Raw genomic sequence first — 18,014 nt, forward strand, 5'->3', positions numbered from 1 at the left:
ATGTACGAAGTCGAACACTGGATCAACGGCCAAAGGGTCAAGGGAGCCTCCGGCCGTTTCGCCGATGTCTACAACCCCGCCACCGGCGAGGTGCAGGGCAAGGTGTCGCTGGCAAGCCCGGCCGAGCTTGACGCGGCGGTGAACAAGGCCGCCGCGGCGCAGGCGGACTGGGCCCGGGTCAACCCGCAACGCCGCGCCCGGGTGATGATGAAATTCGCCCAGCTCATCGAGCGCGACATGGACAAGTTGGCCGAAACCCTCAGCCGTGAACACGGCAAGACGCTGCCCGACGCCAAGGGCGACATCCAGCGCGGGCTCGAGGTGGTCGAGGTCTGCATGGGCGCACCGCACATGCTCAAGGGCGAATATACCGACTCCGGCGGCCCCGGCATCGACCTCTACTCGATGCGCCAGCCGCTCGGCGTGGTGGCCGGGATCACCCCGTTCAACTTCCCCGCCATGATCCCGCTGTGGAAGCTTGCCCCTGCGATCAGCGCGGGCAACGCGATGGTGCTCAAGCCCTCCGAACGCACGCCCTCCACATCCGTGATGCTGGCGGAACTGCTGCAGGAGGCGGGCTTGCCCGATGGCGTGTTGCAGGTGGTGCACGGCGACAAGGAAGCGGTCGATGCGATCCTCGATAACGACGTGGTGCAGGCGGTGGGCTTTGTCGGCTCCACCCCGATCGCGCAGTACATCTACGGCCGGGCGGCGGCGAACGGCAAGCGCGCGCAGTGCTTCGGCGGCGCCAAGAACCACATGATCATCATGCCCGATGCCGACATGGAAAAGGCCGCCGACGCGCTGGTGGGCGCGGGCTACGGCGCCGCGGGCGAACGCTGCATGGCGATCTCGGTGGCGGTGCCGGTTGGCCATGAGACCGCCGACCGGCTGGTGGAACTGCTGGTGCCCCGGATCGAGAAGCTGAAGGTCGGCCCCTACACCGCCGGCGACGATCTCGATTACGGCCCGCTGATCACGGGCCAGGCGATGGAGCGCGTGAAGGGGCTGATCTCCAGCGGCGTCGACCAGGGCGCCACGCTGGTGACCGACGGGCGCGACTTCAAGCTGCAGGGCTACGAGAACGGCTTTTTCGTCGGCCCCACCCTGTTCGACAACGTGACCCCGGAGATGGACATCTACCGCGAAGAGATCTTCGGCCCGGTGCTGAGCCAGGTGCGGGCGGCGAGCTACGAGGATGCGCTCGGGCTGGTGATGGACAACGACTACGGCAACGGCACCGCGATCTTCACCGCCGATGGCGACACCGCGCGCGATTTCGCCAGCCGGGTCAACGTCGGGATGGTGGGGATCAACTTCCCGATCCCGGTGCCGCTCAGCTACCACACCTTCGGCGGCTGGAAGAAATCGGCCTTCGGCGACCTCAACCAGTATGGCCCCGACGCCTTCCGCTTCTACACCCGCACCAAGACGGTCACCTCGCGCTGGTTCAGCCACGTCAAGGAAGGCGGCGAGTTCCACTTCAAGGCGATGGATTGAGAAGACCACGCGGCGGGCGTTCTGCGCGCCCGCCGGCTTCCCGGCATCGGCCCCCCGCGCGTGCGGATCAACCGCGCGGGATGGAAACGCCCCGGCGCCCGGCGAGATCGGTCACGTATTGCCAGGCCACCCGGCCCGAGCGCGCGCCGCGCGTGGCCTGCCATTCGATCGCCTCGGCGCGCAGGGTGTCGTCGTCGATCTCGATGCCAAAAGCATCGGCATAGCCCCGGATCATCGCGAGATATTCGTCCTGCGAACAGGGATGGAACCCGAGCCAGAGCCCGAAGCGATCGGAGAGCGACACCTTCTCCTCCACCGCTTCACCGGGGTTGATCGCGGTGGAACGCTCGTTCTCGATCATGTCGCGCGGCATCAGGTGGCGGCGGTTGGAGGTGGCGTAGAACACCACGTTGTCGGGACGCCCCTCGATGCCGCCGTCGAGCACCGCCTTGAGGCTCTTGTAATGCTCGTCGTCATGGCTGAACGACAGATCGTCGCAAAACAGGAGGAACCGGTGCGGCGCGTCGCGCAGGTGGGTCAGGAGCCGTCCCACCGAGGGCAGATCCTCGCGCTGGAGTTCGACGATCTTGAGCGGCAGCCCCTCGGCGCTCACCGCCGCGTGCACCGCCTTGACCAGCGACGACTTGCCCATCCCCCGTGAGCCCCAGAGCAGCGCGTTGTTGGCGGGCAGGCCGCGCGCGAAGCGGCGGGTGTTGTCGAGCAGCGTGTCGCGGGCGCGGTCAACGCCGATCAGCAGCCCGATATCGACCCGGGCGACCTGCTCGACCGGGATCAGCCGGTCGGGCGAGACGTGCCAGACGAAGGCCTCGGCGGCGGCGAAATCGGGCGCGGCCAGGGGGGCCGGGGCGATCCGTTCCAGCGCCTCGGCGATGCGGGCAAACAGGGATTCGGTCATGTGTCTCTCTTCGGATCGTCCGCGTCCGGCCCGTCGTCGTCACCTTCCGGCCCGTCCTCGTCGATCTCCCAAATGCTCTCGTCGTCAGCGGCGTCGGCCGCCTCTTCGTCGTCGTCGAATTCCTTGAAGATCGGGTCGTCGTCGGGGTTTTCAGGCGTTTCGCCGCCTTCGGCTTCGCCGCCCTCGGTCTCGTCGTCATCCTCGAACCAGAGACCCTCGGCCCGCAGCTCCTCTTCGCGCTTCCTCTCGAAGCGGCGCACGAGCTGGATCGAAATCTCGTAAAGCCCGTAGACCACCACGAACAGGATCAACTGGGTGATCACGTCGGGCGGGGTGACAACGGCGGCCAGCGCCAGGATGCCGACGACGGCATATTTGCGCACGCCCGCGAGGCCGGCGGATGTGGCAAGCCCGGCGCGGCCCATCAGCGTCAGCAACACCGGCAACTGGAACGACAGCCCGAAGGCCACGATCAGTTTGAGCGTGATGTCGAGGGTTTCGTTCACCTTACCCTGGAAGACGATGTCGATGCCCTTCTTGCCCTCGGGCACGACCGCCGTCACGCCCTCGCCGGGAACCTGGTCGAAAAACGCGGTGAAGATTGAGGCGGTATCGGCAAAGCCGAGGAAAAACTTCATCGCCAGCGGGGTGACGACGAGGTGCGCGAAGGTGGCGCCGGCAAGGAACATTGCGGGCGAGGCGATCAGGAAGGGCAGGAACGCCGCCTTTTCCTTCTTGTAGAGTCCCGGCGCGACAAATCGCCAGAGTTGGTTGGCGACGAAGGGGAAGGAGATCATCAACCCCGCCACCATCGCGATGCGGATCAGGGTGAAGAAGTATTCCTGCGGCGCGGTATACTGCATCACCGGGTTGGGATTGCCCAGGGCACGCATGCTGGCCTCGATCGGCACCAGCAGCCAGTCGAGCAGGGTGCCGGCGAAAACGAAGGCGATCACGAACCCCACGAGGAAGTAGAGCACCGCCCGGATCAGGCGGTTGCGCAACTCGGCCAGGTGCTCGATCAGCGGCGCGGAGCTGTCTTCGATCTCGTCATCGGTGCGGCTCATGCGTCGTCGGCCTTGTCAGATTTCGCCGTCCTGGTCTTGGCGGTCTTCGCGGCGGGCTTGGCGGCGGGCTTCTTCGCGGGCGCTGCCGTCGCGGGTTTCTTTGCCGCGGGTTTCGCCGCGGCGGGCTTGGCAGCGGGTTTCTTCGCGGCTGGCTTTTTCGCGGCGGGCTTCTTGGCTGCGGGCTTGTCTCCAGCCGGCTTCTTCTCCGGCGTGGCTTTCTCGGCGGCGTCGCTCGCCTCTGCCGCGGGGGCCGCGGTCTGCGCCGGTTTCTGCACCGGCTTCGGCCGCTCCGGCGGCTTGCCCTTCACCGGCTTCTTCGCGGTCTCACCTGCCGCCTTCTCGGCCGCCTCGCGGTCAAGCCGCGCCTGGCCCACCTTTTCGGTGGCGGCGCGGATCTTCTCGATATCGGCCTGGCGCTCGGGGTCGAGCCCCTTCGAGATCGCCTCTTCGCTGGTCTCGCCTTCCTTAGGTTTCGACGGCTTGGTCGGGTCCCATTTCTCGAACGAGTCCGCGGCCTGGTTGAGCTTGTCGAGCCCGTAGCTGCGTGGATTGGTGAGGCCCTTGAGCTCCTTCGATGCCTCGCGCATGCCGCTTTCATCAGCGGCGGCGTTCATCGCCGAGGTGAACTCACGACCAAGCGAGCGCAGCCGTGCGGTGAACCGCCCCAGCGTGCGGAACATTCCCGGCAGGTCTTTCGGCCCCACCACGATCAACGCGATGATGCCGATGACGAGAAGCTCGGTGAAACCGATGTCGAACATGGCCGCGCCCCCGGTTCAGATCAGGCGTCGTCCTTGTCCTTTTCGGGGGTGACGTCTTTCGCGTCAGCCGCCGCCTGATCCTCGACTTCTTTCTTGCCCTCTTCGACTCCCTTCTTGAAGGAAGTGATCCCCTTGCCGACTTCGCCCATCAACGAGGCGATCTTGCCGCGCCCGAAGAGGACGAGAACGACAACCGCAATCAGCAAGACTTGCCATGGCCCAAGAGACATTCGCTTTCCTTTCGCGGAACGTTTTTCCAACTCCCGCCCGTATCTATTGCTTCCGGACGGAAGATCAAAGCCCGAATGCGGGCGCACGCGCAAGAAAATGCCGGTGCCGGCTCAATCGGCGCGCCGGCGCCAGTCTTTGCTGGGGATCACCGGGAAGACGAAACAGCGATCACGCCGGATCGCGATCCACAGATGCGTGCCGGCCTTGGGCAGGAACACGCTCGGCACCGTGGCCTTGAGCAGCGAGCCGTCGAAATCCATGCGGAACTCGACGAGGCTTTCCTTGCCGATGAAGCGTGCGCGCTCCACCACGCCCCGCGCCCAGACGCCGTGCTCGGGGCTGGGTGCCGGCCCCTGCCCGCCGCGGTCGAAGTCGATCTTGATGTGCTGCGGGCGGATCACGATCTCGACCTCGGTGCCGTCGGCCTGGCCCGGCGCCATGAACTTTCCGAACGCGGTTTCGGTGAGCAATCCCTGCACCCGGCCCCGGATCACGTTGATATCGGAGAAAAACGCCGCCGCCTCGCGATCGACCGGCGCGTTGTAGACGTTGTAGGGCGCGCCCTGCTGCACGATGCGCCCGCGGCGCATCAGCGCGATCTCGTCGGCCATGCGCATAGCCTCTTCGGGCTCGTGCGTCACCAGCAGAACCGCCGTGCCCTCGTCTTTCAGGATCGACAGGGTTTCGTCGCGGATGCCGTCGCGCAGGCGATTGTCGAGGCCGGAAAACGGCTCGTCCATCAGCATGATGCGGGGCCGCGGGGCCAGAGCCCGCGCCAGCGCCACACGCTGTTGTTCGCCGCCGGAAAGCTCGTGCGGGTAGCTGTCGATGTAGCGCAGAAGCCCGACCTTATCGAGCAGCTCGTGCACCCTCAGCCGCTTCTCGGTGCGGGTTCCGTCGAGGCCGAAGGCGATGTTGTCGAACACGCTGAGATGCGGGAACAGCGCGAAATCCTGGAACATCAGCCCTGTGCCGCGTTTCTCCGGCGGCACGAAAAAGCCGGGCGCGACGATTCGCTCGCCGTCGATGCGAATCTCCCCCTCGTCGGGCCAGTCGACCCCGGCGATGATCCGCAGCGTGGTGGACTTGCCGCAGCCGGAGGGGCCGAGCAGGCATGTCACCTGCCCCGGCATCACGCTCAGCGACACCTCGCTCACCACCGGCACGCCGCCGAAACGCCGGGTGATGTTCCTCACTTCCAGCCGTGGTGTCATGCCCGCGTCGACCCGCCCATACCCGATTAATCTTATCGGAATAGTTCCATTTCGCTGCAGATAGCAGCAAATCTCCGGCGCGGGCAAGCCTCGCCGGTCTCATCATGGCCCAAATGCGCGGCCGTTGCCAGCCCGGCCCGGGCCGGGCTCAGATGGTCGCGTTCACCTCGCCGCCATCGGCGAGGATGTTCTGCCCGACGATGAAGGCCGCCTGTTGCGAGCACAGGAACGCGCAAGCGGCGCCGAATTCCTCGGGCGTGCCGTCGCGCCCCACCGGGTTGGTGGCGAGGCGTTGGGCCTTCTGCGTGTCGATGCTGATGCCCTTGAGCTCGGCGTTGCGGGCGTCCATCGTGCGGATGCGGTCGGTGTCATGCGAGCCGGGCAGCAGGTTGTTGATCGTCACCCCCGAATGCGCAACCTGCCGCGCGGTGCCGGCCACGAAGCCGGTCAACCCGGCGCGCGCCGAGTTCGAAAGGCCCAGCGCCGCCAGCGGCGCCTTGACCGCGCGGCTGGTGATGTTGATCACGCGGCCCCAGCCGCGCGCCATCATCCCCGGCACCAGCGCCTGGATCAGCGCCACCGGGGTGAGCATGTTGGCGTCGAGCGCGGCGATGAAGTCGTCGCGGTCCCAGTCCGTCCAGGTGCCCGGCGGCGGACCCCCGGCGTTGGTGACGAGGATATCCACCTCGCCGGCCACCGCGAGCACCTCGGCGCGGCCTGCCTCGGTGGTGATATCGGCGGCTACAGTCTCGACCGGAACGCCGAAACGGTCACGAATCTCCGCCGCCGTCGCCTCGAGCGCCTCGGCGCCGCGCGCGTTCAGCACGAGGCTCACCCCCTCGCCTGCCAGCGCCTCGGCACAGCCGCGCCCTAGGCCTTTGGAGGAGGCGCAGACCAGCGCCCGTTTCCCACGTAATCCGAAGTCCATCGCCATCTCTCCCGCGTTGTTCACCTTCGCCTAGCAAAGGCCGAGCGATTCGCCCATGCCGGGGGGTGGTTGCCGGCGGCGCGACAATCCTCTGCGCAGCGCCGCACCTGGCCCTGGACCGGCAACAATTCGCCATGCGCGACAGGCCGGGATCGCTTTGTTTTCATGCCTTCGTTGACCCGATCGCCGCCGAAGCATAGGATCTCATGGCTGCGGTGGGGGCCGCGTGGGAGCTGTCATGTCATTTCAACCGATCCAGGTCGAGTTGCCGGTCCGGCATATCTCGGTGTTCCCGGCCGAGGCCTTTCGCGCCATTCATGGCGTGAACGAGGGCGATCCGCTCACCGATGCGTCGGACCTCCTGCACGAAGACATCTACGCGCTCGACGAAGACGCCCAGCCGCTGCGGCTCGGGCTGGCCTCGGATGGCACGCCGGTGTTCCGCGTTGCCGCCGGCAGTGCCACCGGCCGGCCCGGCGCGCCGGTCCACCTCGACAGCCTGCTCACCTTCATGGGGCCGGCGGGAGAAACCCGCGAGGCGCTGGTTTTCGTCGAGGTCGATGCCGCCACGGGCACGATCTCGCAGGTTTACCTCCACCCGCTCGCCCCGTTCGCGGCGAAGGCCGGTTACACCCTTGTCACCGTCGAGCACGAGGCGGCCGCCGCGCGGCTCGCCGCCACCGCCACCGTTGCCTTCACCCGCGGCACCCAGATCACCATGGCCGATGGCCGCCAGGTGCCGATCGAGGCGATCCGCCCCGGCGACAAGGTGCTCACCCGCGATTCCGGCCCGCAGGCGGTGCGCTGGACCGGGGTTCAGACCCTGCGCGCCACCGGCGCCTTCGCGCCGATCACCATCGCCCCGGGCACGCTCAACAACACCGGCAGGCTGGTGGTCAGCCCGAACCACCGGCTGTTCATCTACCAGCGCGTCGACGCGCTCGGCGCCGGACGCAAGGAGATCCTCGTCAAGGCCGGGCTCCTGGTGAACGGCACCAGCGTGACGCAGGAGCCGGGCGGCTTCGTGGATTATTTCCAGATCCTGTTCGACAAGCACGAGATCATCTACGCCGAGGGCATCGCCGCCGAGAGCCTCTTCGTCGACACCACGACAAGGCCGGTTCTGCCCGAGGAAGTGGCAAGGCGGCTGCAGGACCGGCCCGAAAGCGCGCGTCTGCCCGGTCACGAACTGGGCGAGGCCGATCTGGCGCGCAGCGCGAGCGCGGTCGCGATGCTCAAGCGCATCTCGGCGCTCTGAAACCGCGCCGGTCCCCGCCCGGCCCTGTCGCGCTTGCCGCGCCCCCCCGCCTCGCTTATATCCGCGGCCATGTTGGACGTCGCTCATAACCGCCCCGCCCTGCCGCCGGAGATCGCCCGGCGCCGGACCTTTGCCATCATCTCGCACCCGGATGCGGGCAAGACGACGCTGACCGAGAAATTCCTGCTCTACGGCGGCGCGATCCAGATGGCGGGCCAGGTGCGCGCCAAGGGCGAGGCCCGGCGCACCCGCTCCGACTTCATGCAGATGGAGAAGGACCGGGGGATTTCGGTCTCCGCCTCGGCGATGAGCTTCGACTTCGGCCCCTACCGCTTCAACCTCGTCGACACTCCCGGCCACTCCGATTTCTCGGAAGACACCTACCGCACCCTGACGGCGGTGGATGCCGCGATCATGGTGATCGACGGCGCCAAGGGCGTCGAGAGCCAGACCCGCAAGCTGTTCGAGGTCTGCCGGATGCGCGACCTTCCGATCCTGACCTTCTGCAACAAGATGGACCGCGAGGCGCGCGACACCTTCGAGATCATCGACGAGATCCAGGAATTGCTGGCGATCCACGTCACCCCGGCCTCCTGGCCAATCGGCATGGGGCGCGATTTCCTCGGCTGCTACGATCTCGTCCATGACCGGCTCGAACTGATGGACCGCGCCGACCGCAACAAGGTGGCCGAATCGATCGAGATCGACGGGCTGGACGACCCCCGCCTAGCCGAGCACGTGCCCCAACACCTGCTCGAGAAGCTGCGCGAGGAGGTCGAGATGGCGCGCGAGCTGCTGCCCACGCTCGACGCCGAAGAGGTGGCCGCAGGGATGATGACGCCGATCTGGTTCGGCTCCGCGATCAACTCCTTCGGGGTGAAGGAACTGATGAAGGGCATCGCCGAATACGGCCCCGAGCCGCAGCCGCAATCGGCCGAGCCGCGCCAGATCGCGCCGGAAGAAAAGAACGTGACCGGCTTCGTCTTCAAGGTTCAGGCCAACATGGACGCCAAGCACCGCGACCGCGTGGCCTTCGTCCGCATGGCCTCGGGCCACTTCAAGCGCGGCATGAAGCTCATGCACGTGCGCACGAAAAAGCCGATGGCGATCTCCAACCCGGTAATGTTTCTCGCCTCCGACCGCGAGCTTGCCGAGGAAGCCTGGGCCGGCGACATCATCGGCATCCCCAACCACGGGCAATTGCGCATCGGCGACACGCTGACCGAGGGCGAGGCCCTGCGCGTCACCGGCATCCCCTCCTTCGCGCCGGAACTTCTGCAAGGCGTGCGCGCGGGCGACCCGATGAAGGCCAAGCACCTCGAAAAGGCGCTGATGCAATTCGCCGAGGAAGGCGCCGCCAAGGTGTTCAAGCCCGATATCGGCTCGGGCTTCATCGTCGGCGTCGTGGGCGCGCTGCAATTCGAGGTTCTGGCCAGCCGGATCGAGCTGGAATACGGGCTGCCGGTGCGCTTCGAGGCCTCGCAGTTCAAATCCGCCCGCTGGGTGACCGGCCCGAAGGCCGAGATGGACCGTTTCATCAGCGCCAACAAGCAGCACATCGCCCACGACAACGACGGCGACGTGGTCTACCTCACCCGCCTGCAATGGGACATCGACCGGGCCGAACGGGATTATCCGGAGCTGACGCTGTCGGCCACCAAGGAAATGCACGGGGACTGAACCCGTGCAGGAACGCTATCTCGGCGACAGCCACGATTTCCTGAAATACGCCGTTCTGAAGGCGTTGCACGCCGGGCTTGGCGGACCCGTGGGGCTGAACTGGTATCTCACCCACCCCGAGACGGTCGACCCGTGCGGCAATGGAGACGGCGAGAAGCGCCATCACCTCACCCAGCCGGTCTGGCGCAACTGCGACCCCGATCTCCTGGCCGGGATGGCGGCGTTTTCCGATCCTTCCGGCCGCACGCTTGCGCGTTTCGAGGCGAGCGACATCCTGCCCGCCGATACGCGATATATGTCGGACCCGGTGCCGACCGACCGCGACGCTCGGGCAGACTGGCATCGCCGCGCCCTCGACCTGCTCGCGCCCTGCACGGCCGTTTTCCTGGATCCCGATAACGGCTTCGAAGTGCGCTCGATGACCCGAAAGCGCAGCCCGAAATACGCACTCTTCGAGGAAGTGCACGCCTACCGCGCGAGGGGTCAGGCGGTGGTCACGATCCAGTTCGCGCCCCGGCGTCCGCTGGCCGACGTGGCGCGCGAGATGCTCGCCCGCCACAGCACGGCATTCCCCGAAGACCGCGGGTTGGCGATGTTGCGCGGGCGCAGCGCCCCGAACATCCTGCTACAGCTGGCGGCACCGCCCGCCCGGCAAAACGCCTTGCGCGAGGCGTTGGACGCGCTTGTCCACCGCCTGCCCGGCAAACTCGAATGGATCGCCGCATGACCACCGCCATCCCGCGCAAGATCGTCGCCGAGGCCCTTGGGGTCGACGAGGCCAGCCTGCCTCCCGGCGACCTGCCGCTCGACCGGCTCGCCGCGCGCTTTCTCGCCTACCTGCGCGCCGGCGACGGGGAATCCCCGGCCCCCGCCACGCACCCCGACGCATGGACCGTCGCCCTTTTCGACGCGCTGGTGCGCGATCACCCCGGCCCCGCGCTCGCCGCGATCCGCGCCGCGCTCGCGGCCTGCGCAAGCCCCGAGGACGTGGCGATGGTGGCCGCCGGCCCGCTCGAAGACGCGATCGGCGCGCAGGGGTCGGCGCTGATCGACGAGATCGAGCACCTCGCCGCCACCGCGCCGCGCTTCGCCTATGCGCTCACCGGGGTCTGGCCGGGCGAACCCGGCGCCGCGCCGCTCCTCTGGGCGAGGATCGAGGCGGCGCGGGCGGGTGTTCCCGGCCTCGACGACGGCGCGCCGCTGCCGCCCGCCGACGGGCTGGGCTGAGCTGAGCCGGTCAGGCCAGCTTGGCGTCCATCGTGATCTCGCAGCCGAGCAGTTGCGAGATCGGGCAGCCGGTCTCGGCGGCTTCGGCCGCTTTGAGGATCGCCGCCTCGTCACCCGGCGCCTTGATCGTGGTTTCGAGATGCGCGTTCACGATCTTCGGGCCATCCTCCATCGACAGCGAGATCGTCGAGCGGGTTTCGATCCGCTCGGCGGTGATCCCCTGTTCGGCGAGGATGTTGGCGAGCGCCATCGAAAAGCAGGCGGCATGGGCCGCGCCGATCAGCTCTTCGGGGTTGGTGCCCGGCTTGTCTTCGAACCGTTCGCGAAAATCGTAGGCCACGCCGTCGAGCACGCCACTCTGCGACGAAAGATGCCCCTGCCCGTCTTTCAACGTGCCTTCCCAGATCGCGCTTCCGTGTTTCCTGATCATGTCGTCCTCCTGTTCGCTATGCCCCATTGTGCCGCCCGCACCACCGCCCCTGTCAAGAGCCGCCGCCGTGATCGCCGCGCAACGCCGATCTCCTTGACCTTTCCGCGCTCGCCCGGTAATGCGTCACACATCAAGACGCCCCGGCAATCCGGCCGGGCGGGCCGCGCTGATTTTGCGGCCAGTTGCGCCGCGAACCCAGACGAAAGGCACCACTTGACCAAATTCTCCGAACTCAACCTGAGCCCGAAAGTTCTCAAGGCCGTCGAAGAGGCAGGCTACGAGACCCCGACCCCGATTCAGGAAGGCGCGATCCCGCCGGCCCTCGAGGGCCGCGACGTGCTCGGCATCGCCCAGACCGGCACCGGCAAGACGGCCTCCTTCGTGCTGCCGATGATCACCCAGCTCGCCCGCGGCCGCGCCCGGGCGCGGATGCCGCGCAGCCTCGTGCTCTGCCCCACCCGCGAGCTCGCCGCGCAGGTTGCCGAGAACTTCGAGAACTACGCCAAGTACGTGAAGCTCACCAAGGCGCTGCTGATCGGCGGCGTCAGCTTCAAGGAACAGGATCAGCTGATCGACCGCGGCGTCGACGTTCTGATCGCAACGCCGGGCCGCCTGCTCGACCATTTCGAGCGCGGCAAGCTCTTGCTCACCGGCGTGCAGATCATGGTGGTCGATGAGGCCGACCGGATGCTCGACATGGGCTTCATCCCCGATATCGAGCGCATCTTCGGCCTCGTGCCCTTCACCCGGCAAACGCTGTTCTTCTCCGCCACCATGGCGCCGGAGATCGAGCGCATCACCAATACCTTCCTCTCCAGCCCCGCCCGCGTCGAAGTGGCCCGCCAGGCCACCGCCTCGGCGACGATCGAACAGGCGCTGGTGATGTTCAAACCCTCGCGCCGCGACCGCGCGGCGACCGAGAAGCGCGCCGTGCTGCGCGCGCTCATCGACGCCGAGGGCGAGGCCTGCACCAACGCCATCATCTTCTGCAACCGCAAGACGGACGTGGATATCGTCGCCAAGAGCCTCAAGAAGGGCGGCTACAATGCCGAACCGATCCACGGCGATCTCGACCAGTCCAAGCGCACGGCGGTGCTTCAGGGGTTCCGAGACGGCACGATCCGCTACCTCTGTGCCTCCGACGTCGCCGCGCGCGGGCTCGACATCCCGAACGTGAGCCACATCTTCAACTTCGACGTACCGAGCCACGCCGAAGACTACATCCACCGCATCGGCCGCACCGGCCGCGCCGGGCGCTCGGGCAAGACCTTCATGATCTGCGAGCCGCGCGACGAAAAGAACCTCGACGCGGTCGAACGCCTGATCGAGGGCCCCATTCCCCGCGTCGCCAACCCGCTTGGCGGCGGCCAGGACACGGCAGCCGAAGGCGCGCCGGCACCGCAGCCGGAACCCGAAGCGCCGCAGGCGGAAAAGAAACCGTCCTCGCGCAGCCGCAGCCGCAGCCGCAAACCCGCCGAGGAAGCTCCCGCAGCAGCCCCGGCACCGGCCCAAACGCCGGCACCGGCTGAGGAGGCCCCTGTGCGCGAAGAAAAACCGGCAAGCCGCCCGCGCTCTTCGGGCCGCGGCAAGGGCGACGACAAAGCCGTCGTCGGCATGGGCGACCACCTGCCCGGCTTCATCGCCCTGAGCTTCGAAGACCGGCGCGGCTGAACAGCCTCCCGCCTGTGGTAACCTTTTGTTTCGGTCCCGGTGCGATACTGCGGGTGAACCCCCCGCGAATCGCAAGGAGGCCGCATGAACCAGATCCAGCCGGACCAGCGCGCCCGCAAGCGCACCAGCTGCAGCAACCGGATCGAACTCCTTTTCGGTGAACACCGGCTGCCGGCCGAACTTCTCAACATCTCCTTCGCCGGTTTCCAAGCCCGCCTCGCCCCCGGCAGCGCCGGGGCGGACCTCGCCGCACTCGAGGCCGTGCGGTTCGAAGGCCTGCCGGCTGTCTCGGCCTCGGTGGTCTGGCACCACGGCGAGACCTTGGGCGCCGCCTTCGATGCGCCCGAAAAGGCCGGGCCGGTGATCGCCGGCTTCATCGAGCTTTTCGTGCCACCGGAAGGCTAGCCAGCCTCAGCCCTCCAGCCGGCTGACCACCACCGTCACCTCGGGTTTGCGGCCGATCTCGTCCTGCGTGACCTTCTTGGTGATCCGCACCAACTCGTCCTCGACCGCGGCGTCGTCGCGCAGGGTCCGGGCCTTGGCCCGCATCAGGAACTGGCCGAGATCCTGCTCCAGCACGTCGACCAGCGCCGCGCGCGACCGGCCGGTTTCGGGCAGGCCCATGGTTTCGACCCAGGGCTCTCCCAGCGCCTCGTTCCCCTCGAGGATGACGTTCACCATCACATGCCCATTCAGCGCCAGCCGGATCCGGTCGCGCACCACGCCATCGAGCGCGCCGATCAGAATATCGCCGTCGAGATAAACCCGCTCGGCTTCGACATGCTCCACGATATGCGGCCGCGCCCCGGTCAGGTCGCAGACCGCGCCGTTCACCACCACCAGCGAGACGCGGCCGTTGGCCTCCGCCAGCTTGGCGTGCTCGCGCAGGTGGCGGTGCTCCCCATGCATCGGGATCACGCATTCGGGGTTCACCAGCGCGTGCACCCGCTCCAGATCGGGGCGGTTGGCATGGCCCGAAACGTGATAGCGATCGTCCTCGGCGACGATATCCACCCCCATCTCGGAAAACGCGTTCATCGTGCGGATCACGCCGCGCTCGTTGCCGGGAATGGTCTTGGAGGAAAACAGGAAGGTATCGCCCTCGTTCATCTCCAGCCCGAGATACTTGCCGCGGCTGAGCTGCGCCGAGGCGGCGCGGCGCTCGCCCTGGCTGCCGGTCACGATCAGCATCAGGTTTTCACGCGGGAGGTCGCGCGCGTCTTCCGGCGTGATGGTGTGCGGGAAGGCATCGACCACGCCGGTTTTTTCCGCCACCTCGACCATCCGCCGCATCGCCCGGCCGAGCAGGCAGACCGAGCGGCCGGCGGCCAGCCCGGCCTCGGCGAGGGTTTTCACCCGGGCGACGTTGGAGGCGAAGGTGGTGGCCACCACCATGTGCGGCGCCGCGGCCACGAGCTTGCGGATCGGGTCTTTCAACTCGGCCTCGGACCGGCCGGGATGATGCGAGAACACGTTGGTGGAATCGCAGACCAGCGCGCGCACCCGGCCCTTGGTGGCCTCGCGCCAGAGCCCCTCGTCCCAGGGCTCACCCACGCCCGGGGCGGTGTCGAGCTTGAAGTCGCCGGTGTGCACGATCCGGCCGGCGGGGGTGTCGATCACCAGCGCCGCGCTTTCCGGGATCGAGTGCGAAACCGGCAGAAATGCCACCTTGAACGGCCCCGCCTCGATCCGCTCGGGCCAGGCGCCGACGATCTCCACGTTGGCCGGGTCCTGCCCCGCTTCCTCGAACTTAAGCTGCGCCAGGTGCCCGGTGAAGCTGCGCGCGTAAACCGGCGCGCGCAGGTCGGGCCAGAGCCGCCCCACCGCGCCGACGTGGTCTTCGTGCGCATGTGTGATGAAGATCGCCTCGATCCGCTCGGCGTTGTCGCGCAGAAAGCCGATATCGGGCAGGATCAGGTTGACCCCGGGCGTGGTGTCCATGTCGGGAAAGGTCACCCCGAGGTCGACGACGATCAGCCGCTCCTCGCCGGGGGCGCCGTAGCCGTAGACATAGGCGTTCATGCCGATCTCCCCCGCACCGCCGAGGGGAAGGTAGATCAGCCGGTTCTTGCTCATGGGTTGCCCTGCTCTTTGTTGTATTGATGAATTTTCACGAGGCCGTGCATCGTGAGATTGTCGGCGAAATGGTCGAACACCGGGGCGTGGCTCTGGAACAGCGGCGCGAGGCCGCCAGTGCCGACCACCGTCATCGGCCGGCCGTGCTCCTCGATGATCCGCGCCGAGATTTCCTTGATCAGCCCGACGTAGCCCCAGAAGATGCCCGATTGCATGCAGGCCACGGTATTGGTGCCGATCACGCGGTCGGGATAGGTGATGTCGACATGCGGCAGCGCCGCCGCCGCCATGTGCAGCGCCTCGAGGCTGAGGTTCACCCCCGGCGCGATCACCCCGCCGATATAGGCGCCGTCGCTGTCGACCACGTCGAAGGTGGTGGCGGTGCCGAAATCGACGACGATGATGTCGCCGCCGTAAAGATCGTGCCCGGCCACGGTGTTGACCAGCCGGTCGGGGCCGACTTGCGTGCCCGCATCCACCCGCACGTCGACCGGCAACAGGCACTCGGGCTTGCCGACGACAAGCGGGCGCAGGCCGAAGTAGCGGTCGGCGAAGACGCGCAGGTTGAACACCACGCGCGGCACGGTGGAGGAGATCACCACGCCCTTGATGTCGGGGGTGATGCCGTGGTGACGGGTGAGCGTGTCCCACCAGACAAAATACTGGTCGGCGGTGCGCTGGTGCTCGGTCGAGGTGCGCAGGGTGGCGAGAAACTTCTCGCCGTCCCAGATCGAGAACACGGTGTTGGTATTGCCGCAGTCGATGGCGAGAAGCATGCCTGCCCCTTCAGAAAAAAATGTCGCCCGCCGCGATGCGGTGCAGGCCGTGCGGCGTTGATAGGACAAGTTGCCCTGCCTCGTCCACCTCACGCATGACGCCCGTGATCTCGCTGCTCGTAAGGCGCGCGGTGACGGTCTCGCCAAGCCGGGCGGCGCGGGCGAGCCAGGCGGTGCGGATCGGCGCAAAGCCGAGATCGGCGAATTGCGCCTCCCAATGGGCATAGGCGGGGGCGAGGGCTTCGAGGAAATCGCCGGGCGGCACGGTCAGCCCGGTTTCGCCCGCGAGCGAGACCGGGCGCAGCGCGCCGGGCTCCACCTCGTCCGCCGCCGGCGCCTCGGCGAGGTTGACGCCGATGCCGATCGCCAGCCCCGAAAGCCGCCCACCCGCCGGCCGGCCTTCGAGCAGGATGCCCGCCACCTTGCCGCCGTTCAGCAGCACGTCGTTCGGCCATTTCAGCGCGAAGGACTCGGCCCGCCCGGTGAGGGCGGCAAAGGCGTCGAACAGCGCCAGCGCGGCGACGAAGGAGCGCAGCGGCGCGGCTTCGGGCGCGACGCGTGGCAACACCAGGGTTGCGGCGAAATTGCCCTCGGGGTTCGCCCAGGCCCGGCCCCGGCGCCCGCGCGCGGCGGTCTGCCGGGTCGCGGTGATCCAGGTCGGGCCTGACATTTCGCCGAACCGGCGCGCGGCCTCGTCGAGCGTGGAGCCGACTTCACCGAGCGGCACGTGCGCGTATCCCGGCGGCCAGTTCATCGCTGCCGCCGGGAGCACGCCGCCGCGCGGCGGCGCTTCACGCGGTCGCGCGACCGCGTGCGGCCGGACGGATCCGGCCTAGTTGACAAGGGCCGCCGCCGCCTGGGCCGCCGCGCCCTCGACGCCGAACAGGTTGATGACGCCGAGCAGCATCGCCGCCGCCGCGCCCATCAGCATCACCCAGGCGGCCGGGCTCATCGGGGTTTCGACCCGCTCCTCGGCCTCTCCGAAATACATGTAGTAGACGATGCGCAGGTAATAGAAGGCGCCGATCACGCTGGCGACCACGCCCGCCACCGCGAGCAGGGTCATGTCGGCCTGCACCGCCGCGCCCAGCACGTAGAGCTTGCCGAAGAAGCCCACCATCGGCGGCACGCCCGCGAGCGAGAACAGGAGCACCAGCATCGCCAGCGCCTTGACAGGTTCGCCCTTGGCGTATTGGTGCAGCGCTGCGATCTCGGTCACCGGCTTGCCGTCGCGCTCCATCGACATGATGAAGGCGAAGGTGCCCACGTTCATGGTCAGGTAGATCGCCATGTAGACCAGCATCGCCTGCACGCCATACTGGCTGCCCGCGGCGAGACCGATCAGGGCAAAGCCCATGTGGCTGATCGAGGAATAGGCCATCAGCCGCTTGATGTCGCGCTGGCCGATCGCTGCCACCGCACCGAGGAACATCGACAGAACCGCCATCAGCGCGATGATCTGGCTCCAGTCGCCCACCGCCTGCCCGAAGGCGTCGAACAGCACCCGGCCGAACAGCGCCATCGCCGCGAGCTTGGGGGCGGTGGCGAAGAAGGCCGTCACCGGCGTCGGCGCGCCTTCGTAGACATCCGGCGTCCACATGTGGAAGGGCACGGCGGAGACCTTGAAGGCGAGGCCCGCGACCACGAAGGTCAGGCCGAAGAGCAGGCCAAGCCCCATCTCGCCACCGCTGGCGGCGGCGAGGATGCCGTCGAACCCGGTGGTGCCGGCGTAGCCGTAGGTCAGCGACGCGCCATAGAGCAGGAGGCCGGAGGAGAGCGCGCCGAGGATGAAGTATTTCATCCCGGCTTCCGTCGATTTCACGCCGTCGCGGCGCATCGCGGCGACGACGTAGAGGGCCAGAGATTGCAGCTCCAGCCCCATGTAGAGCGTCATCAGGTCACCGGCGGAGACCATGATCATCATCCCTACCGTGGCGAGCGCGATGAGCAGCGGGTATTCGAAGCGCCCCAGCCCGCGACGGACCAGGGTATCCTGCCCCGCCAGCAGCACGGCGGCGGCGGCGACGAGGATGCCGACCTGCGCGAAGCGCCCGTAGGCATCTTCGAACAGGAGGCCGCCGAAGGCGCGCCCGTTCACCGCCTCGCCGAGGCCGATGAACAGCGCCAGCGCCAGCATCACCCCGGCCGTGGCCCAGGTGACGAGCGGCGTGGCCTTGTCCTTGCCGGTGTAGACGGCCGCCAGCAGCGCGAACATCGCGAAGACGGCGAGCAGCAATTCGGGCAGGATGGCTTGCAGATCGAACGCGGTCATGTCGTCC

Annotated in this window: 18 protein-coding genes; 7 read left to right on the forward strand and 11 right to left on the reverse strand. The window is 67.7% G+C overall.

What is annotated here, in order from left to right; genetic code table 11:
- Positions 1-1,500: a CoA-acylating methylmalonate-semialdehyde dehydrogenase gene (locus IEW01_RS09255; protein WP_188527320.1), complete on the forward strand. Its 1,500-nt coding sequence runs from the start codon at positions 1-3 to the stop codon at positions 1,498-1,500.
- A 67-nt stretch (positions 1,501-1,567) separates the two neighbouring features.
- On the opposite strand, the gene IEW01_RS09260 is transcribed toward IEW01_RS09255, so the two are convergent.
- From IEW01_RS09260 to IEW01_RS09285, 6 genes are all read right to left on the reverse strand, one after another.
- A complete protein-coding gene (locus IEW01_RS09260) occupies positions 1,568-2,416 on the reverse strand; it encodes an ATP-binding protein (protein WP_188527321.1) in 849 nt (282 codons plus the stop codon).
- A complete protein-coding gene (tatC, locus tag IEW01_RS09265) occupies positions 2,413-3,483 on the reverse strand; it encodes a twin-arginine translocase subunit TatC (RefSeq protein WP_188527322.1) in 1,071 nt (356 codons plus the stop codon). The genes IEW01_RS09260 and tatC overlap by 4 nt, the downstream gene beginning before the upstream one ends.
- The gene (gene tatB, locus IEW01_RS09270) at positions 3,480-4,244 is read right to left on the reverse strand and encodes a Sec-independent protein translocase protein TatB (RefSeq protein WP_188527323.1); all 765 of its coding nucleotides are present in this window, start codon (positions 4,242-4,244) and stop codon (positions 3,480-3,482) included. Before tatB ends, tatC begins: the two co-directional genes overlap by 4 nt.
- Before the next feature lie 20 nt (positions 4,245-4,264).
- The gene (tatA, locus tag IEW01_RS09275; RefSeq protein ID WP_188527417.1) at positions 4,265-4,474 is read right to left on the reverse strand and encodes a twin-arginine translocase TatA/TatE family subunit; all 210 of its coding nucleotides are present in this window, start codon (positions 4,472-4,474) and stop codon (positions 4,265-4,267) included.
- Between the two features lie 111 nt (positions 4,475-4,585).
- Entirely contained in the window at positions 4,586-5,689 is a 1,104-nt protein-coding gene (locus IEW01_RS09280; RefSeq protein WP_188527324.1) for an ABC transporter ATP-binding protein, read from the reverse strand.
- Positions 5,690-5,837: 148 nt separating this feature from the next.
- Positions 5,838-6,617, reverse strand: coding sequence for an SDR family oxidoreductase (locus tag IEW01_RS09285; protein WP_188527325.1), 780 nt, complete (start codon positions 6,615-6,617; stop codon positions 5,838-5,840).
- 238 nt (positions 6,618-6,855) lie between these two features.
- Between IEW01_RS09285 and IEW01_RS09290 the strand changes: the two genes are divergently transcribed.
- From IEW01_RS09290 to IEW01_RS09305, 4 genes are all read left to right on the forward strand, one after another.
- On the forward strand, positions 6,856-7,875 hold the full coding sequence (locus IEW01_RS09290; protein WP_188527326.1) for a Hint domain-containing protein: 1,020 nt from the start codon (positions 6,856-6,858) through the stop codon (positions 7,873-7,875).
- A 69-nt stretch (positions 7,876-7,944) separates the two neighbouring features.
- Positions 7,945-9,555 carry a peptide chain release factor 3 gene (locus IEW01_RS09295; RefSeq protein ID WP_188527327.1) on the forward strand — a complete coding sequence of 537 codons (1,611 nt, stop codon included), beginning with the start codon at positions 7,945-7,947 and terminating at the stop codon, positions 9,553-9,555.
- A 4-nt stretch (positions 9,556-9,559) separates the two neighbouring features.
- Positions 9,560-10,282, forward strand: a complete 723-nt coding sequence (locus IEW01_RS09300; RefSeq protein WP_188527328.1) for a hypothetical protein — start codon at positions 9,560-9,562, stop codon at positions 10,280-10,282.
- Entirely contained in the window at positions 10,279-10,782 is a 504-nt protein-coding gene (locus IEW01_RS09305; protein WP_188527329.1) for a DUF6869 domain-containing protein, read from the forward strand. The genes IEW01_RS09300 and IEW01_RS09305 overlap by 4 nt, the downstream gene beginning before the upstream one ends.
- A 10-nt stretch (positions 10,783-10,792) precedes the next feature.
- On the opposite strand, the gene IEW01_RS09310 is transcribed toward IEW01_RS09305, so the two are convergent.
- A complete protein-coding gene (locus IEW01_RS09310; RefSeq protein ID WP_188527330.1) occupies positions 10,793-11,212 on the reverse strand; it encodes an OsmC family peroxiredoxin in 420 nt (139 codons plus the stop codon).
- 213 nt (positions 11,213-11,425) lie between these two features.
- Here IEW01_RS09310 and IEW01_RS09315 point away from each other — a divergent pair, with 213 nt between their 5' ends.
- Both IEW01_RS09315 and IEW01_RS09320 read left to right on the forward strand, forming a co-directional pair.
- Positions 11,426-12,883: a DEAD/DEAH box helicase gene (locus IEW01_RS09315; protein WP_188527331.1), complete on the forward strand. Its 1,458-nt coding sequence runs from the start codon at positions 11,426-11,428 to the stop codon at positions 12,881-12,883.
- Between the two features lie 84 nt (positions 12,884-12,967).
- Positions 12,968-13,288 (forward strand): PilZ domain-containing protein, encoded by a 321-nt coding sequence (locus IEW01_RS09320; RefSeq protein WP_188527332.1) that lies wholly within the window; start codon positions 12,968-12,970, stop codon positions 13,286-13,288.
- Between the two features lie 6 nt (positions 13,289-13,294).
- Here the strand turns inward: IEW01_RS09320 and IEW01_RS09325 are convergent, their stop codons facing one another.
- The 4 genes from IEW01_RS09325 to nuoN form a co-directional block, all read right to left on the reverse strand.
- Complete coding sequence (locus IEW01_RS09325; protein ID WP_188527333.1) at positions 13,295-14,959, reverse strand: ribonuclease J; 1,665 nt, start codon at positions 14,957-14,959, stop codon at positions 13,295-13,297.
- Complete coding sequence (locus IEW01_RS09330; protein WP_188527334.1) at positions 14,956-15,735, reverse strand: type III pantothenate kinase; 780 nt, start codon at positions 15,733-15,735, stop codon at positions 14,956-14,958. Before IEW01_RS09330 ends, IEW01_RS09325 begins: the two co-directional genes overlap by 4 nt.
- Before the next feature lie 10 nt (positions 15,736-15,745).
- On the reverse strand, positions 15,746-16,489 hold the full coding sequence (locus IEW01_RS09335; RefSeq protein ID WP_188527335.1) for a biotin--[acetyl-CoA-carboxylase] ligase: 744 nt from the start codon (positions 16,487-16,489) through the stop codon (positions 15,746-15,748).
- Positions 16,490-16,567: 78 nt separating this feature from the next.
- Positions 16,568-18,007, reverse strand: a complete 1,440-nt coding sequence (gene nuoN, locus IEW01_RS09340; protein WP_188527336.1) for an NADH-quinone oxidoreductase subunit NuoN — start codon at positions 18,005-18,007, stop codon at positions 16,568-16,570.
- Positions 18,008-18,014: the final 7 nt, after the last annotated feature.

Source organism: Sinisalibacter lacisalsi, from assembly GCF_014640115.1.
Taxonomy (GTDB): domain Bacteria; phylum Pseudomonadota; class Alphaproteobacteria; order Rhodobacterales; family Rhodobacteraceae; genus Sinisalibacter; species Sinisalibacter lacisalsi.

Excerpts from the sequence above, each read along its gene's own strand:
- IEW01_RS09255 (WP_188527320.1), top strand. The coding sequence starts at position 1 with ATGTACGAAGTCGAACACTGGATCAACGGCCAAAGGGTCAAGGGAGCC.
- IEW01_RS09260 (WP_188527321.1), bottom strand. The coding sequence starts at position 2,416 with ATGACCGAATCCCTGTTTGCCCGCATCGCCGAGGCGCTGGAACGGATC.
- tatC (WP_188527322.1), bottom strand. The coding sequence starts at position 3,483 with ATGAGCCGCACCGATGACGAGATCGAAGACAGCTCCGCGCCGCTGATC.
- tatB (WP_188527323.1), bottom strand. The coding sequence starts at position 4,244 with ATGTTCGACATCGGTTTCACCGAGCTTCTCGTCATCGGCATCATCGCG.
- tatA (WP_188527417.1), bottom strand. The coding sequence starts at position 4,474 with ATGTCTCTTGGGCCATGGCAAGTCTTGCTGATTGCGGTTGTCGTTCTC.
- IEW01_RS09280 (WP_188527324.1), bottom strand. The coding sequence starts at position 5,689 with ATGACACCACGGCTGGAAGTGAGGAACATCACCCGGCGTTTCGGCGGC.
- IEW01_RS09285 (WP_188527325.1), bottom strand. The coding sequence starts at position 6,617 with ATGGACTTCGGATTACGTGGGAAACGGGCGCTGGTCTGCGCCTCCTCC.
- IEW01_RS09290 (WP_188527326.1), top strand. The coding sequence starts at position 6,856 with ATGTCATTTCAACCGATCCAGGTCGAGTTGCCGGTCCGGCATATCTCG.
- IEW01_RS09295 (WP_188527327.1), top strand. The coding sequence starts at position 7,945 with ATGTTGGACGTCGCTCATAACCGCCCCGCCCTGCCGCCGGAGATCGCC.
- IEW01_RS09305 (WP_188527329.1), top strand. The coding sequence starts at position 10,279 with ATGACCACCGCCATCCCGCGCAAGATCGTCGCCGAGGCCCTTGGGGTC.
- IEW01_RS09310 (WP_188527330.1), bottom strand. The coding sequence starts at position 11,212 with ATGATCAGGAAACACGGAAGCGCGATCTGGGAAGGCACGTTGAAAGAC.
- IEW01_RS09320 (WP_188527332.1), top strand. The coding sequence starts at position 12,968 with ATGAACCAGATCCAGCCGGACCAGCGCGCCCGCAAGCGCACCAGCTGC.
- IEW01_RS09325 (WP_188527333.1), bottom strand. The coding sequence starts at position 14,959 with ATGAGCAAGAACCGGCTGATCTACCTTCCCCTCGGCGGTGCGGGGGAG.
- IEW01_RS09330 (WP_188527334.1), bottom strand. The coding sequence starts at position 15,735 with ATGCTTCTCGCCATCGACTGCGGCAATACCAACACCGTGTTCTCGATC.
- IEW01_RS09335 (WP_188527335.1), bottom strand. The coding sequence starts at position 16,489 with ATGAACTGGCCGCCGGGATACGCGCACGTGCCGCTCGGTGAAGTCGGC.
- nuoN (WP_188527336.1), bottom strand. The coding sequence starts at position 18,007 with ATGACCGCGTTCGATCTGCAAGCCATCCTGCCCGAATTGCTGCTCGCC.